14 protein-coding genes are annotated in these 15,405 nt (G+C 69.6%); 8 read left to right on the forward strand and 6 right to left on the reverse strand.

Annotated features, from left to right (window positions below; all coding sequences use genetic code 11):
• The first annotated feature begins 46 nt into the window (after positions 1–46).
• The 3 genes from ABD401_RS03580 (at position 47) to ABD401_RS03590 (ending at position 4,746) form a co-directional block, all read left to right on the forward strand.
• Positions 47–1,285, forward strand: coding sequence for an acetyl-CoA hydrolase/transferase family protein (locus tag ABD401_RS03580; RefSeq protein ID WP_344601674.1), 1,239 nt, complete (start codon positions 47–49; stop codon positions 1,283–1,285).
• Positions 1,282–2,115, forward strand: a complete 834-nt coding sequence (locus ABD401_RS03585) for an SMP-30/gluconolactonase/LRE family protein (protein WP_344601676.1) — start codon at positions 1,282–1,284, stop codon at positions 2,113–2,115. The genes ABD401_RS03580 and ABD401_RS03585 overlap by 4 nt, the downstream gene beginning before the upstream one ends.
• Before the next feature lie 105 nt (positions 2,116–2,220).
• Positions 2,221–4,746: a CaiB/BaiF CoA-transferase family protein gene (locus tag ABD401_RS03590; protein WP_344602307.1), complete on the forward strand. Its 2,526-nt coding sequence runs from the start codon at positions 2,221–2,223 to the stop codon at positions 4,744–4,746.
• Here ABD401_RS03590 and ABD401_RS03595 read toward each other — a convergent pair.
• The 3 genes from ABD401_RS03595 to ABD401_RS03605 all read right to left on the reverse strand — a co-directional run bounded on the left by ABD401_RS03595 (position 4,743) and on the right by ABD401_RS03605 (position 7,278).
• A complete protein-coding gene (locus ABD401_RS03595; protein WP_344601678.1) occupies positions 4,743–5,234 on the reverse strand; it encodes a hypothetical protein in 492 nt (163 codons plus the stop codon). The two genes, ABD401_RS03590 and ABD401_RS03595, sit on opposite strands and share 4 nt — an antisense overlap.
• A gap of 103 nt (positions 5,235–5,337) precedes the next feature.
• Positions 5,338–6,168, reverse strand: a complete 831-nt coding sequence (locus ABD401_RS03600; protein WP_344601680.1) for a hypothetical protein — start codon at positions 6,166–6,168, stop codon at positions 5,338–5,340.
• 27 nt (positions 6,169–6,195) lie between these two features.
• A complete protein-coding gene (locus tag ABD401_RS03605) occupies positions 6,196–7,278 on the reverse strand; it encodes a cytochrome P450 (RefSeq protein WP_344601682.1) in 1,083 nt (360 codons plus the stop codon).
• A 236-nt stretch (positions 7,279–7,514) separates the two neighbouring features.
• Between ABD401_RS03605 and ABD401_RS03610 the strand changes: the two genes are divergently transcribed.
• The 4 genes from ABD401_RS03610 to ABD401_RS03625 are packed head-to-tail and all read left to right on the forward strand — an operon-like array spanning position 7,515 to position 11,024.
• Entirely contained in the window at positions 7,515–8,336 is an 822-nt protein-coding gene (locus ABD401_RS03610) for a metal-dependent hydrolase (protein ID WP_344602309.1), read from the forward strand.
• 43 nt (positions 8,337–8,379) lie between these two features.
• Positions 8,380–9,471 (forward strand): Zn-dependent alcohol dehydrogenase, encoded by a 1,092-nt coding sequence (locus ABD401_RS03615; RefSeq protein ID WP_344601684.1) that lies wholly within the window; start codon positions 8,380–8,382, stop codon positions 9,469–9,471.
• The gene (locus ABD401_RS03620; RefSeq protein ID WP_344601686.1) at positions 9,468–10,298 is read left to right on the forward strand and encodes an ABC transporter ATP-binding protein; all 831 of its coding nucleotides are present in this window, start codon (positions 9,468–9,470) and stop codon (positions 10,296–10,298) included. Before ABD401_RS03615 ends, ABD401_RS03620 begins: the two co-directional genes overlap by 4 nt.
• A gap of 30 nt (positions 10,299–10,328) precedes the next feature.
• The gene (locus ABD401_RS03625; RefSeq protein ID WP_344601688.1) at positions 10,329–11,024 is read left to right on the forward strand and encodes an ABC transporter ATP-binding protein; all 696 of its coding nucleotides are present in this window, start codon (positions 10,329–10,331) and stop codon (positions 11,022–11,024) included.
• 19 nt (positions 11,025–11,043) lie between these two features.
• On the opposite strand, the gene ABD401_RS03630 is transcribed toward ABD401_RS03625, so the two are convergent.
• Both ABD401_RS03630 and ABD401_RS03635 read right to left on the reverse strand, forming a co-directional pair.
• Complete coding sequence (locus ABD401_RS03630) at positions 11,044–12,450, reverse strand: MmgE/PrpD family protein (protein WP_344601691.1); 1,407 nt, start codon at positions 12,448–12,450, stop codon at positions 11,044–11,046.
• Positions 12,451–12,460: 10 nt separating this feature from the next.
• The gene (locus ABD401_RS03635; protein ID WP_344601693.1) at positions 12,461–13,216 is read right to left on the reverse strand and encodes an SDR family NAD(P)-dependent oxidoreductase; all 756 of its coding nucleotides are present in this window, start codon (positions 13,214–13,216) and stop codon (positions 12,461–12,463) included.
• A 111-nt stretch (positions 13,217–13,327) separates the two neighbouring features.
• Between ABD401_RS03635 and ABD401_RS03640 the strand changes: the two genes are divergently transcribed.
• A complete protein-coding gene (locus ABD401_RS03640) occupies positions 13,328–14,173 on the forward strand; it encodes a hypothetical protein (RefSeq protein ID WP_344601695.1) in 846 nt (281 codons plus the stop codon).
• Here ABD401_RS03640 and ABD401_RS03645 read toward each other — a convergent pair.
• Positions 14,149–15,405: a cytochrome P450 gene (locus ABD401_RS03645; RefSeq protein WP_344601697.1), complete on the reverse strand. Its 1,257-nt coding sequence runs from the start codon at positions 15,403–15,405 to the stop codon at positions 14,149–14,151. The genes ABD401_RS03640 and ABD401_RS03645 overlap by 25 nt on opposite strands.

Here is a 15,405-nt window from a genome sequence, read left to right on the forward strand (position 1 = left end):
CACATGTGTTGACAGCCTGCGGCGAAAACTGGGACTCTCGCGGGAAATGGATTCCGCCATCCTTCGGGACCTCATTCGGCCCGGCGATCTCGTCGTCGCGGGTCAGACGCTGGGCGAGCCGACCGCGCTGATCGCCGAGGTCTTCACCGCCGTCGGAGACGTGCCGGGCGTACGGATGTTCGCCGGGATGAGCCTGACCAACGTCTTTCCCGAGGCTCCGCCGGGATTCGGACTGTGCTCGTTCGTCGGCATGCCCCCGTTCTCGGGACTGATCGCGGACGGACGGTTGGACCTCATCCCGACGCACATGTCGGCGCTGCCGCGGTTGTTCGCCGCCGGCCCGCTGAAGGCCGACGTCGTGCTCGTCGCCGTCAGCCCGCCCGACGCCGAGGGGTTCTGCAGCCTCGGAGTGGTCTCGGACTACCTCTGGCCGGCCGTGCACTCGGCGCGCGTCGTGATCGCCGAGATCAACGACTCGATCCCGGTCGTCGCGGGCGACACACGCCTGCACATCGACACCTTCGCGGCGACGATGAAGGTCTCGCGCCCGTTGCCGGAGTACCGAGCTGAGGCTCCGTCAGCCCTGGAGCAAGAGATCGCCCGCCACGTCGCCGGGTTCGTCCGGGACCGCAGCTGCGTCCAGGTCGGCATCGGCAAACTCGCGGAGGCGGTGCTGCTGGCGGTCGCCGACCGCCGCGACCTGTCGATTCACTCCGGGATGATCGGTGACACCGGCCTGGCGTTGATGCGGGACGGGGTCGTCACGAACCGCTTCAAGGAGATCGACGAGGGCCGCACCGTTGCGGGGTCGATCCTGGGTTCGGCGCGGGGTGTCGCCCTCGCGGCCGGCGAGTCGCGGCTGGACCTGCGCTCGGTCTCGTACACGCACGACCCCGGCGTCGTCGGTTCGATCAGCAACTTCGTCTGCGTGAACTCCGCTCTCGAGGTCGACCTGTTCGGACAGGTCAACTCCGAGGTGGCCGGCAATCGGTACGTCGGCGCGGTCGGGGGAGCGGTGGACTTCCTCCGTGCCGCCGTGGGTTCGCCGGGTGGGCGCGCGATCGTCGCGCTGCCGGCCACCGCGTCGCGGGGCCGGTCGCGGCTGGTGCCGAAGGTGGCACGTGTGACGGCGGCCGGCGCCGACGTCGACGTGGTGGTGACGGAGTACGGCGTCGCCGACCTGCGCGGAGTGAGCGCGAGCGAACGGGCGCGACGGATCGTCGCCGTCGCCGCCCCGGAGCACCGGGAAATGTTGACCAAAGCCGCTGCGGAGGCCGGACTGTGACGACCACCCTGACCCGACTCGCCTCGGGATTCGTTCTGCTCGAGGCCGCCCGGTGGCTGCCGGCGCACGGCCTCGTGTTCTCGGACATGCTCGGCGGTGGCGTGTACGCGCTGCGGGACGACGCGCCGACCCCGTTGGTCGAGCACCGCAAGGGCATCGGCGGTCTGGTGCCGCACGCGGACGGCGGCCTGGTCGTCAGCGGTCGCAACGTGACGCACAAGCGGGCGGACGGGACCGGCGTCGTGCTGCTGGAGACCGCGGCGGACGAGCAGTTCTTCAACGACCTCACGGCGGACCCGGCCGGCCGCCTCTACATCGGGTCGGTGCCGAAGGACCACGAGAACGGGCTCGGCCGCCTCTACCGGGTCCAGACCGACGGTGCGGTCGATGTGCTCGCCGAGGACGTGCGCATCACCAACGGCCTGGCCGCGGACCCGACGGGCACGGCGTTGTTCCACGTCGACAGCCCGCGGAAGGTCATCTGGCGGTACGCGCTGCCGAGCGGTGAGCGGACCGACTTCGTCTCCACCGAGGCGTACCCCGGTGTGCCCGACGGGATCGCGCTCGCGGCGGACGGCACCCTGTTCGTCGCGTTGGCCGGCGGCGCGCTGGTCGTCGCCTACGACCCGGTCGGCGCCGTGATCGCCGAGATCGAGGTGCCGGCGCGGCTGGTGACCTCGGTCTGCCTCGGTGGCCCGGACCTGCGGACGCTCTTCGTGCTGACCGGGGTGAACGAGGAGTATCCCGACGCGGCGGGCGGATCGGTGTTCGCGATGCCGGCCCCCACGGCGGGTCTGCCGGCGCCGGCGGCGGCCGTCCGCCTGGCGTGACCCGGTAATCCGGGCTACACTCAACACCAGTGTTGACTGACACGCCGAATTCGTATTTCTGCGCGCGTTAGGCGGTGACCGGCGATTCCCGATCCCACTCCGGGCATTCTCGACGGCGTTCGGGTCGTCGAGATCGCCGACGAGCTCGCCGCTCACGCCGGGCTCCTGCTGGCCGGCCTCGGGGCCGACGTCGTCAAGGTCGAACCGCCGGACGGCAGCGTCACGCGCCGGATCGGCCCGTTCGCCGGTGAACCGTCGCCCGACACCTCGCTGTTCTTCTGGCAGCACAACCGGGGCAAGCGGTCAATCGTGCTCGACCCCGACGGGGATCTGACGATCCTTCAGGATCTGGTCGGCACGGCTGACGTCCTGCTGCTGGCGGGTCGCGACGCGGCCCCCTTCGCGGCGGAACTTGACGTCGACGCCCTGCGCGCGCGATTCCCCGACCTGATCGTCGCTCGCATGACGCCGTTCGGCGACGACGGTCCATGGGCGGGTTTCGTCGGGTCGGACCTCGTGCACCTGGCCCTCGGCGGCCCGGTCATGAACTGCGGCTACGACCCGCGGCCCGACGGCTTCTACGACCTTCCGCCGATCGCACCCGCGGCTTGGCAGTCCTACGTCATCGCCGGCGAGCAGCTCGTCATCGGTGTCCTCGCGGCGCTGGTCCACGCGCAGCGCACCGGCGCCGGGCAGGAACTCTCGCTCGCGGTGCACGAGGCCGTCGCGAAGAGCACCGAGCTCGACCTCATGAACTGGGTCATGCGCCGTGCGCCGCTGAACCGGCAGACCTGCCGGCACGCGGCGGAGAAGGTGTCGAACGTCCCGACCATCGCGCAGACCAAGGACGGCCGCTGGATCGTCACCATGGCGATGGGTGCGAAGAACGAGAAGCAGATCCTCGACTTCCTCGCCGCCAAGGGCATGCCGACCGACCTCGGCGACGACACGAGCACCGAGACCGGACGCAACATCCCCGGCAGCTCCGCGGTCAGCGACCGGTCGGCGCGGGTGATGGATCTCGTCGCGCGCTTCGTGCGCAAGTACACCTACGAGGACTTCCCCTGGCTCGAGGCGCAGGACGCGGGCGTCGTCTGCTCGCCGCTGCGGAAGCCGCACGAGAACGCCACCGACGAGCACTGGCGCGCCCGCGGTTCCTTCGCGGAGGTCGAGCACCCCGAGCAGGGCCGCAGCCACACCTACGCCGTCAGCAAGTGGCTCTCGACCGAGCCGGCCTGGACCGTCGGTCGCCGCGCCCCGCTGCTGGGCGAGGACACCCGGACGATCGTCGCCGAACTTGCGACCCGGACGACGGGCGTCCGAACCCGTGCTCGCGCCGACGTCCGGGTCTTCGGGCGTCACGAGCTCTCCGTGCACGGCAAGCCGTTCCCGCTCGCGGGTGTGCGAATCTTCGACTTCTCCTGGTTCCTCGCCTCCGCCGGCGGGACGCGGTTCCTGACCGCCCTCGGGGCCGAGTGCATCAAGGTCGAGTGGAAGGCGAACCCGGACACCCGCATCGCGGCCATGGCGCCGGTCGGCGGCCGGGCGGCGCGCGACGCCGCGACCGCGCCGCTGCCCGGAGTCACCGATCCCGACATGGGTGGCCAGTTCAACAACAAGAACCCGGGCAAGCGCGGGCTCTCGCTGAACGTCCGTCACCCGGAGGGGCTGGCGATCGCGCGGAAGCTGATCGCGATCTCCGACATCGTGGCCGAGGGCTTCTCGCCGGGCGTGCTCGAGCGCTGGGGCCTGGGTTACGAGATCCTCCGCGAGATCAAGCCGGACATCATCTACGCGCAGCAGTCCGGGATGGGCACCGACGGCAGTTACGGCCGCCTGCGCGCGGTCGGCCCGGTGGCGGCCGCGCTCTCCGGTGTCTCGGAGATGTCGGGCCTGCCCGAGCCGGCCATGCCGGCGGGTTGGGGCTACTCCTACCTCGACTGGATCGGCGCCTACAGCTTCGCGACAGCCATGCTCGCCGCGCTGCACTACCGCGACCGCACCGGCCGGGGGCAGTGGATCGACGCGTCGCAGACGGAGTCCGGTCTCTACGTCGCCGGTGGCGCCGTGCTGCAGCACTCGGTCACCGGCCGACCTTGGGTCCGGACCGGCAACGCGTCCGTCACCGGTGACGTCGCCCCGCACGGGATCTACCGTTGCGCCGGCACCGACCGCTGGCTCGCGATCGCCTGCCAGACCGAGGAGCAGTGGCGCGCTCTCGCGGCTGAGCTCGGTCTGCCCAAGGATCTGACGCTGGCTCAGCGTCTCGCGTCGCCCGATCTCGACCACCAGATCACGGCGTGGACCTCGACCCGCGAGCCCTACGCGGCGATGGAGCGGCTCCAGTCGCTCGGCATCCCGGCGGGTGTCTGCCAGACCGCCGGGGACCGGTGCGACACCGACCCGCAGTTGGCGCACCTGAACTGGCTGACCGAGGTGACCGGGACGAAGATCGGCACCTGGCCGCTCGCCGAGTTCCCGGTCCGCCTGTCGGAGACACCGGCCCACATCGGCGGGCCGATCGACCGCGGCGCCCCGGGTTACGGCGAGGACAACGAGTGGGTGCTGGGCGAACTGCTCGGCATGTCGTCGTCCGAGATCGCGCGGCTCGCGGAGGACGGCGTCATCTAAGCCGCGGGCAGACGCCGCAGGATCTCCTGCAACATCCCGGTGTGCTGGTCCAGGGTCGCGGTGTGTTGGTCGAGCGTGGCGGTGTGGCGGTCCAGGGTCGCGGTGTGTTGGTCGAGCGTGGCGGTGTGGCGGTCCAGGGTCGCGGTGTGTTGGTCGAGCGTGGCGGTGTGTTGGTCGAGCGTCGCGGTGTGGTCGTTGGACGTGAAGGCGAGCATCGCGAGCGCGGATCGGAGCTCCTGGAGTTGCTCGAAGCAGCTGTCCAGCCGTGCCGACTGCGCGATCAGCACGGCCGCGTGATCACGCAGCTCCTCGCGGATCTCGTCGACCGACGCACTCAACTGCGCGAGCTGTGACTGCACGCCGGCGATCTCGTCGTGGACACGGGCGAACTCGCCCCGAACATCGGCGTTCCGGGCACGCAACGAGACCACCTGAGCCTCCAGCGCGCTGACGCGCGCTTCCAGCTCGTGGTACTCGTCTCCGGTCATGTTCGTCATTGTGTGACCCCCTCGCGCGGGACGCTACCCCGATTGCCCGGGCAAGGGATGTCTCGATCGCGGGCATGTGGACAAGTGCGGGCCCGGCGCGGGGTCAGGGAGCCGACACACGCTCGCGAGGTGGCGTCGCCGACGGCGTCGAACCGATCGGGGCGAACCCCTCGGCCGGCATCAGGCGCATCGTCGTGTGCATCATCGCGATCGCGATACCCATGGTGAGGATCGTGATCGCGTAGACGACACCCTGGTCCGGGTCGGCGCTGTGGATGTAGGTCCACAGCACGAGCGGGATCATGACGAGGCCGAGGACCATCGCGACGGCCGGCAGGAAGAACGCCGGCACGAACTGCTCCCGCGTCGGCAGCGACCGCCGGATACGGGCCGCGCCCACGCCGATCGTGAGCACGATGAAGGTGTTGAGCAGCGGGATCCACGTCGGGAAGTCGCCGACCATGAAGGCGGCCGGGCCGTAGTACGTGTAGACCTCCATGACGTTGATCATGAAGAGCTCGGCGGCGAGCAGGTAGACCGCCGCCCCCGCGCACACCGGGACCAGGCGCCGGCGTGACCAGCCGGACTCGACCAGGCGCCAGAACGTCAGACCCATCCCGCCGTAGAACGCGGTGTAGCTGAAGAACGTCCAGACCGGGAAGGGGTTCTCGAACGCGGTGTAGAACGTGTCCTGCCCCGGTGCGTAGTACCAGAGGTTGGCGAGCGTGTCCGGCATCGGCTCGATGAGTGCACAGAAGGTCGAGCCGAGGGCGACGATCAGCGGGACGGGCGTCCGGTACTTCCGCGAGAGCCGGAACGCGGAGGCGTAGACGGCAACGACGGCCACCGCGATCGCGATGTTCATGACCGTCTGTCCGGTCTCGTTGACCGGCTGGTTGAGGATCTCCTCGGGTGGCAGGGGGAACATCTGCATGCGGCGGGCTCCGGGCTCTCGGTCAGCTCAGCTGGACTGCGGCGTGGTCCATCGACAGTTCAGCGATCGGTAGCTCCGGCTGGTTCCGTACCGGGCCACCGCGGCGTCGGGAGCGGTCAGTTCCAGGCCGGGCAGACGCTCGACGACCTGCTCGAGCACCACCTTGAGCTCGAGCCGGGCCAGGGGTGCGCCGACGCACCGGTGGATGCCCTGGCCGAAGCCGACGTGCCGGTTGCTGTCGCGACCGAGTTTGAACTCCTCCGGGTCGTCGAACTCCTCCGGGTCGCGGTTGGCGCTGCCGTAGAGCAGCATGACCGTCGAGCCCTCCGGAAGCGTGGTGTCGCGAACCGTGATGTCCTCGCGGACCGTGCGGCCCATTCCCGGCAGCGGCGCGACCAGGCGCACCGCCTCCTCGGCGGCGCCGGGGATCAGCGCAGGGTTGGCCCGCAGCTGCTCCTGCAGGGCGGGGTCACGGGCGAGGTAGTACAGGAGCCCGCCGATCGCGCCGACGGTGGTCTCGTGGCCGGCGCCCAGCAGCAGGAAGGCCATCGAGACCTGGTCCTCGAAGCTGAGCGGCTCACCGTCGATCTGGAGCGTCGCGATGTCGGTCATCATGTCGTCGCGCGGGTTCTGTGCCCGGTCGGTGAGCTGGCCGGCGAGGTAGCCGACGAACTCCTGCGACGCCGCCTGGGCCGCGGCGGGGTCCTCCGCCGCGGCGTAGCCGACGAGGCGGCTCATCTGGTCGCGGAAGGTGTGCCAGTCCGAGTCGGGCAGGCCCATCAGCAGGGCCATGACCAGTGGCGGCACCGGTTCGGCGAGCTCGGCGGCGAGGTCGCCCTCGCCGGCGTCGACGAACCCGTCGATCAGGGTGTCGACGATCTTGCGGACCGACTCCTCCAGCTTCGCCATCCGGCCGGGGGAGAGCCACTGCTGCATCGGGCGCCGGTAGCGGCCGTGCTCGGGCTCGTCCTGCTCCAGGCAGATCTGGGGTGGGATGGGGAGCTTGGGGATGGTGATGCCGTCCGCGGAGCTGAAGACCTCGGGATTCCGGGCCGCCGCGCTGACGTCGGCGTAGGTGCTGAGGATGTAGAACCCGCCGAAGTCGTCCACGCGCGCGACGGGGCAGCCCTCGCGTAGCGTGGCGTAGTAGGGGCCAGGCTCTTGGGCTACCTCGGGGTCCCGCATTTCGAAACGCACAGCGCACCTCGGAATCGATTGTTTTCGGGGTCCGGGAAAAGTAGTGCGCGCACGTAGACCCAGTCAACACGGGTGTTGTATTCAACGTGCGTGTCGACTACGCTCGAGGCCCACGAAGGTGTGCGAGGAGGCCCGGCGTCGTGTCCGACATGCAGTTGAAGGTCCGCAAGGTGACCATCGACTTCAGTGACGCCAAGATCCATTGGAACCCCACGGGTCCTGAGTTCAGTCACGTGTTCAACGCGTTCTCGTCGCTCGCCCCGGAGCTCGAACCGTTCCTGATCAAGGTCATGCGCGAGGCCAAGACCCGCGTGCCCGCCGCCGAGCAGGCGCTGCTCGCCGACATCGACCTGTTCAACTCGCAGGAAGCGCGGCATTACCGAATGCATGCGCAATTCAACAAGGTTCTCTACCGGGCCGGATATGACCTCGCCGAGGCCGAGAAGAAGCTGAAAGCGGATTACCAGCGATTTCTCGAGAAGAAGGGCCCGAAGTTCTGCCTGGCCTACTCGGAGGGCTTCGAGACCCTCGGGCCGGCGCTGTCCGGGTTCTTCTTCGACCGCTCACCCCACCTCATGCAGCAGTGGGACGAGCCGACGACCTTCCTCTGGCTCTGGCACGTCGCCGAGGAGTACGAGCACCGCGCCGTGGTCAACGGGACCTACAAGTTGCTCTACGACGACCACTGGTACCGGCTCTACGGCCTCTGGTACGCCCTGATCCACATCTTCGCGTACGTGCTGAAGAACTCGAACCGCATGATCAAGTACGACCTCGCCACCGGGCGGGTGCAGGGCAAGCTGCGCAGCCGCTACCGCCAGGTGCGGTCGCTGCTCGGTCTGCTGCGTTACGCCGGACCGCGCATCGCCAAGGTGCACCGGCGCTCCTACGACCCGACGACGTTCCCGCCGATGGAGGGCGCGATGTTCATCCTGCGCCAGGCCTCCGAACGTTACGTCGTCGCCGACTGACCCCCACCGAGCTCCTGGGCACACCCGGAAGGACCCTCACCGCATGAAGGCTGCAGTTTTCGTCGGCGTCAACGAGCCGGTCTCGATCGAGGACGTGACCCCGCTCGACCCGGGCCCGAACGACGTGGTGGTCCGCCTGGGCGCCTCGGGGGTGTGCCACTCGGACCTGTCGTTCGTGGACGGCACGCTGGGCTTCCCGCCGCCGGTGATCCTCGGTCACGAGGGTGCGGGCACCGTCGAGGCCGTCGGCTCGGCCGTGAGCCGGGTCAAGGTCGGTGACCGGGTGATCGCCTCGTTCGTGACGACGTGCGGTGAGTGCTGGTTCTGCCAGCACGAGCAGCCTTTCGTGTGCTCGAACCTGATTGCTGGTCAGATGGCGCCGCACGGGGCGCGGCCCAACGGTGACGCGGTGACCGCGGTCGGTGGTCTGGGCACGATGGCCGAGTTCATGACGGTCAACGAGAGCGTGCTCGTGCCGGTGCAGACCGACCTGCCGATGGAGCAGCTGGCGCTGATCGGGTGCGGCGTCACGACCGGTGTGGGCGCGGCGCTGGTGACCGCCGACGTCCAGGCCGGTTCCACGGTCGCGGTCGTCGGCTGCGGCGGTGTGGGTCTGTCGGTGATCCAGGGCGCCCGGATCGCGGGTGCGGAACGGATCATCGCGGTCGACCCGAATCCGCTCAAGCGTGAGGCCGCCGCCGCTCGGGGGGCGACGGACTCGGTCGACCCCACCGGCGTGGACCCGATCGAGGCGGTGCGTGAGCTCACGGGCGGGCGCGGTGCGGACTACGCCTTCGAGGTCGTCGGCCGGCCCGAGACGGTGGCGCAGACTGTCGAACTGACCCGACCGAACGGCACCGCGGTCGTCATCGGCGCGATGAGCCCGACGGAGTTCATCTCGATCCACGGACTGGGCTTCATCTACGGCGCCAAGCACATCGTGGCCAGCTTCAGCGGCTCGGCGATCCCGTCGCGCGACTTCCCGCGCTACGTCAAGCTCGCCGAGGAGGGCAAGCTCGACCTCGCGGGCATGATCAGCCGGCGCTACTCCCTCGACCAGGTCAACGAGGCCCTCGACGCCACCGCGAAGGGCGAGGTGCTCCGGGCGATGATCAACTTCGACGGCGCGTCGTGAACGCCCGCTCGAACGAGGGCCCGCCCGTCGACGGCCTCGCCGTCGAGGGTGTCGTCGTCCGCTTCGGTGGGCTGGTCGCGGTGGACGGGCAGACGCTGCAGGCGCCGCGGGGCCGGATCACCGGCCTGATCGGGCCGAACGGTGCGGGCAAGACCACGACGTTCAACGCGTGCACGGGTCTGGTCCGGCCGAGCGAGGGCAAGGTCTACCTGTTCGGTGAGGACGTCACGCAGGCGCCGCCGCAGGCGCGCGCCCGTAAGGGCCTGGGCCGTACGTTCCAGCGCATGGAGCTCTTCGACACCCTGACGGTGCGGGAGAACGTCAAGCTCGGCCGTGAGGCCGCAATGGCGGGGAAGAACCCGCTCAAGCACATCCGCGCCACCGCGAGCCAGACGAACCGCCTGCGCAAGCTGACCGAGAGCTCGCTGGAGATGTGCGGCATCGGGCACCTCGCCGGCCGCCGTCCGGCCGATCTGAGTACCGGTCAGCGTCGGCTGGTCGAGCTTGCCCGCTGCATCGCGGGCGAGTTCCCGATCATGCTGCTCGACGAGCCCTCGTCCGGTCTGGACGGCAAGGAGACCGAGGCGTTCGGCAAGATCCTGCGGGACGTGGTCGCCGAGCGGAACGTCGGGATCCTCATCGTCGAGCACGACATGGCCCTGGTCATGTCGACGTGCAACTACATCCACGTCCTCGACTTCGGCAAGCCGATCTTCGAGGGCACGCCCGCGGAGGTCGCGGCCTCGCCCGTGGTCCGCGCCGCGTATCTGGGCAGCGAGGCCGAGGGCCTCGCCTCCGCCGACGACGACCTGGTCACCCTGCACTGAGTCCCCTGCACCGGAAGTAAGGACTGGCCGATGTTCGAGCTGCGCAACATCTCCGCGGGGTACTCCGGCACGCAGGTGCTGCGCGGGGTGAACCTGAAGATCCCCGCCTCCAGCGTCGTCGCCCTGCTCGGGCCGAACGGGGCCGGCAAGACCACGCTGCTCCGCGTCGCGACCGGGCTGCTCAAACCGACGAGCGGACAGCTGCTCATCGACGGTGAGGACGTCACCGGCGCGGCTCCGCACAAGCTGGTCGAGAAGGGCGTCTGCCACGTCCCCGAGGGCCGCGGGGTGTTCCGCTCGCTCTCGGTGCGGGACAACCTGCTGCTGCAGGCCGTCAAGGGCGACCAGTCCGAGGCGCTCAACCGCGCGGTCACGGCGTTCCCGCGCCTCGGTGAGCGGATGGCGCAGACGGCCGGGACGATGTCCGGCGGTGAGCAGCAGATGCTCGCGCTCGCCCGCGCCTACATCCAGAAGCCGCGGTTCATCCTGCTCGACGAGGTCTCGATGGGCCTCGCGCCGAAGGTCGTCGACGAGATCTTCGCGTTCCTGGAGATGCTCGCCCGTGAGGGGGCGTCACTGCTGCTGGTCGAACAGTACGTGACCCGCGCTCTTGCGGCGGCGGACTTCGTCTTCCTGCTCAACCGCGGCTCGGTCGCTTTCGCCGGCCAGCCCGCCGAGATCGACGCCGAGGAGCTCGCCGAGCGGTACGTGGGCGCCGGCCACTGACTGGCGCCCCGCGCCCGGTCTAACGGGTGGGACCGAGCAGCGCGGCGCTGAGGTCGCGCACCGAGTGCTGCTCCAGGTTCAGCACCAGGTCGACGATGCGGTCGGTCGCCTCGGCGCCCAGCGGGGCCAGGGTGCGCCGGGCCATGGTGATCCGGTCCACCAGCGCCGGCTGGGTGGACTGCAGGTTCGGTACGACCTTGGTCAGCGTCCGGCCGTCGCGCAGCCGCACCGTCAGGGTCTGGTCGGCGAAGCCACGGACGTTCGCGGTGTTGTCGACGGTGATCGTGACGCGCTCCCGCGCCGCGACGTACCGCGGGTCCTGGGCCGAGGAGTCGTAGAACGCGTCCGTGTACGGGAGCTCCGGGATGCCGCCGACCAGGAGACCGGCCACGCCCTGGCGAATACTGAACTTCGCCTGCTCGCCGTTCTGCGGGTCGCGGTAGGGCGCGATGCGGTCGGCGAACGTCGGCACGAGGACGTCGATCGACTCGATGTCGTCGGGGGAGAGGTCGTGCTCGCGCAGGATCTCGATCGTGCCGTGGATGCTCTGGTGCGTGAGACCGCAGGAGCCGTACCGCTTCGGCGCGATGCGTGCCTGAACGAAGAAGAGCTCGCCGTCGAGGTCGGCGGTCAGCGCGTCCGGGTCGTACGGGCGGTTGCCACCCGCGGCGTACTGCTCGCCCCACGAGTAGTCGCCGTCGAGGAAGTCCGCGCAGCCGGTGAAGCCCTGGCGGGCGACCTGCGCGGCGAAGACGCCGGTACGCGCGGGCACGCCCGCCTCGTGCACGTGCGCCATGGTCCCGCAACCGCGGGTGCTGCCGTTGCCGAGCGGCAGCGCGACGCCCAGGCAGTGCTGCATCTGTTCCGTCGTCAGGCCGAGCAGGCGACCCGCGGTGACGCCCGCGCCACCCGGACCCACGAGCGAGATGCCCATGAACCCGCGGTCGCAGGCGCCGATGCCGGCCACGCCGAGGCGGCCCTGCATCTCGACGCCGGCGATGACCGCGGTGAGGAAGTCGCGTCCTGAGCTGCCCTCCAGCTCACCGACCGCCAGCGCCGTCGCGATCGGCGGGATCAGGCAGGTCCCGGGCAGCGCGCCGTAGGACTCGAGCTCGTCGGCGTGCGCGAGGGAGGCGTTGACGTACGCGGCTTCCGCGGCTGACGTGCGGAACCCCGACCCGACGACCACCGACTGCGGCGCCGCACCGAGCTCGCGCGCGTAGTTCACCAGGAGCCGGCTCACCGGCTGGGGGAGCGCGTGCACCATGTGCCCGACGCACTCGAGGGTGAAGATCTTCAGGGACTCGATCGCGTCGGCCGGGATGTCGGAGAACTGCAGACCGACCAGGTGCTCGCTGAGGGTCCGGGTGATCCCGCCCTCGCGGGTGGGGTTGCGCTCGGTCACGGTCGTCGCTGGGGCGTTCATTCCAGTCCTCTCAGAAGATCGTGTAACCGCCGTCGACGAAGACCTCGTTGCCGGTGTGGAACGTGAGCTTCGGGTCGGCGAGGAAGGCGGCCACCTCGTGGAACTCCTCGGGATCCGCCCAGCGGCGTACCGGGGTCCGCGACGTCGTGGCCTTCATGAAGGCCTCGTTGGCCTGCAGGTCGACGTTCATCCCGGTGCGGGTCCAGCCCGGGATGAGGATGTTGCAGCGCACGCGGTGGCGCGCGAGTTCGACGGCGAGGGTGCGTCCCAGCCCCGCGAGCCCGCACTTCGACGCCGCGTAGGCGGCGTTGCCGGCGGCGCCGTATCGCACGATCGTCGAGGAGACGACGATGATCGAGCCGCCCTGACCCTGGCTCACGAACTGGCGCGCGGCCTCGCGCGTGCAGAGAAATCCGCCGTCGAGGTTCACGGCCAGGACCCGGCGCCACTCGTCGAGCGAGGTGTCGATCAGGGGAGTGGCAGCGTGGATGCCGGCGTTGGCGACGAAGCACCCGAGCGGACCGAGCTCGGCGACGGTCTGCTTCATCGCGGCCTCGATGTCGGCCTCGTCGCTGACGTCGCCGGCGATGGCGATCGCCTTGCCGCCGTGACGGGAGATCTCCTCGACGGCGGCGGCGTTGCGCTCGGCGTTGCGGGCCCAGATCGCGACGTTCCCGCCGGCCTTGGCGATGCCCACCGCGAGGCCGAGCCCGAGGCCGCCGTTGCCGCCCGTGACGACGGCGGTCAGACCCGTCAAACTGCGCATGACCTGAGGTTACAACACGCGCGTTGACAATTCCAACGCTTGCGTTGACGGCTCCGTCGGGGCGGGAGTACGTTCGTCAGGACGTGACGTCTCCCGGAACAGGACGCCCTGATGCAGGCTTTCCCGGTCCCACCGCAAGAGATCTACGAGACGCCCACGAACACGACCGCGGCGGCCATCATGATGGTCGTCATCGGCGTCAGTTTCGTGGGTCTGTACGCCGGCGTCTTCGCGCTGCAGCGTCGGCACGGGACCTGGGTCCCCCTCGCCATCGCCCTCGGCGCGACCTTCTGTGCCTTCCTCGAACCGCTGCCCGACGTCGTGGCCAACCTCTGGTACTACGAGGCCGAGCAGAAGTCGATCTACAGCTCGTACGAGAACTCAATGCCGATCTGGGTCTTCTTCTCCTACGCGGTCTACTACGGCGGCATCGGCCTCACCCTGTGGTGGCTGATCGAGCAGGGCTGGACGCGGCGCAAGATCGCGATCGTCCTGGCCGGTCCGCTCTACCTGTACCTCGCCGGTGGCGAGCTGTTCTTCATGCACGTGATGGAGCAGTACACCTACTACGGCCCCGGTGCGTTCAAGTTGGCGGACTACCCCATGTGGATCCCGCTGATGAACCTCACGATCGTGCTGTGGGTCGGCGCCGGCGCGGCACGGATCCGGCGTTCCCTGCCGACGGGTGATCAACTGATCCCGGCGTTCCTGCTCCCCGGCTTCGCCATGACGGTGGGTCTGATCTTCCTGCCCTGCCTGACGTGGACCGTCATCCACTCCGCCGACCCCTCGCAGGGCCTGGTCTACGCGGCGACGCTCGGGACCATCGCGCTGGAGATCGGTGCGATGTATGCGGCGATGCGCCTGTTCCCGGCGGAGGGCTTCACGCCGCTGGCGCCGAAGCCCGCCGCCGGCGCTCCGGTGACGGCTCCTCAGACGGAGAGCGTCACCGGGTAGGTGAGATATCGCGGGATGTCCGCGATGGCGAACTTGCTCATGTCCTTGATGAGCGATGTCGGCGGGTTGTCCGGGTCGGGCCGGACACCCGCCGACATCAGTTTGCGGAGCAGCTCGACGTGCGCGCCGCCCTTGCCGTCGTTGCCGACGACAACCCGCAGGCCGTAGCACTGGTGCGTCCCCATGCCGAAGCCGACGCCGTACCGCGCGAGGCTCCCCTCGGGCGACGGCCGGCGGGGGTTGAAGTCGTGGGGGGCGCCGAAGGCGTCGGGATCGCGGTTGGCCGCCATCAGCTCGACGTGCAGCTCCTGGCCGGCGCAGATCTCGGTGCCGTCGGAGAGGACGTGGTCCTCCAACGCGCGGCGCGTGTTGTACGGGGAGAACGGGGCGCGCAGCCGGATCGTCTCGCAGAGCGCGTTGAGCAGGAACGTGGGGTCGGTGGCCTCCGCCTGGTCCTCCGGGTGCGCCGCGAACCACGTGTGGAGCAGATCGACCGTGTGCACCACCGACTGCGTGCTCGTCCCGACGGAGGCGGCGAACAGCATGGACGACTCGACGACGACGTTGTCGTCGTCGTCCCAACAGGGGTCGAGGCCCGCGGCGGCCATCTTGAGGAAGCTGTTCGGTACCTCGTCGTCGTGGACCTCGCCGGCGTCGATCCGACGGCGCATCTCGCGGTGCCAGGTCAGGGACGGCAGCAGGATCTCGTCCCGGTAGCGCGCCTTGGCGGCGAGGGCTTGGGCGTTGATCGCGGTGCGATCGGCGAGATAGGCCGAACTCGTACCCGCCGCGATCGGGCCCGCCAGGGACCGGAACAATGCGATGCGCTCGTCGGTCAGGTCGGTCAGGCCGATCAACCCGGCGGTGAAGTGGATGAAGACGCGTTCGAGGAACTCGACGAGGTCGAGGGACACGGTTCCGCCGGCGTCCGGTCGCATCGACGCCAGCAACCGGTCCGCCTCGGGAAGGATGATGTCCTCCCGGATGCCGGCCAGTGCGTCGGTCCGGACGAGCGGGTTCAGCAGCTTGCGGCGCTGCCGGTGTGATTCGCCCTCGGAGAAGATGAACGACGCGGCGAGGAACTCGCGCACGTTGATCTCACCGTTGACCGGGTCCTCGGCCACGTTGGCGAACAGCTCGGGCTCGTTCGCCAACGCGGACTTGGACCGCAGGAGCTTCGTGACGTCCGCCAGCCGGGTCACTCGGGCATAAGGGCACTGTTCGACGGACAT

The organism is Sporichthya brevicatena (assembly GCF_039525035.1).
GTDB lineage: Bacteria > Actinomycetota > Actinomycetes > Sporichthyales > Sporichthyaceae > Sporichthya > Sporichthya brevicatena.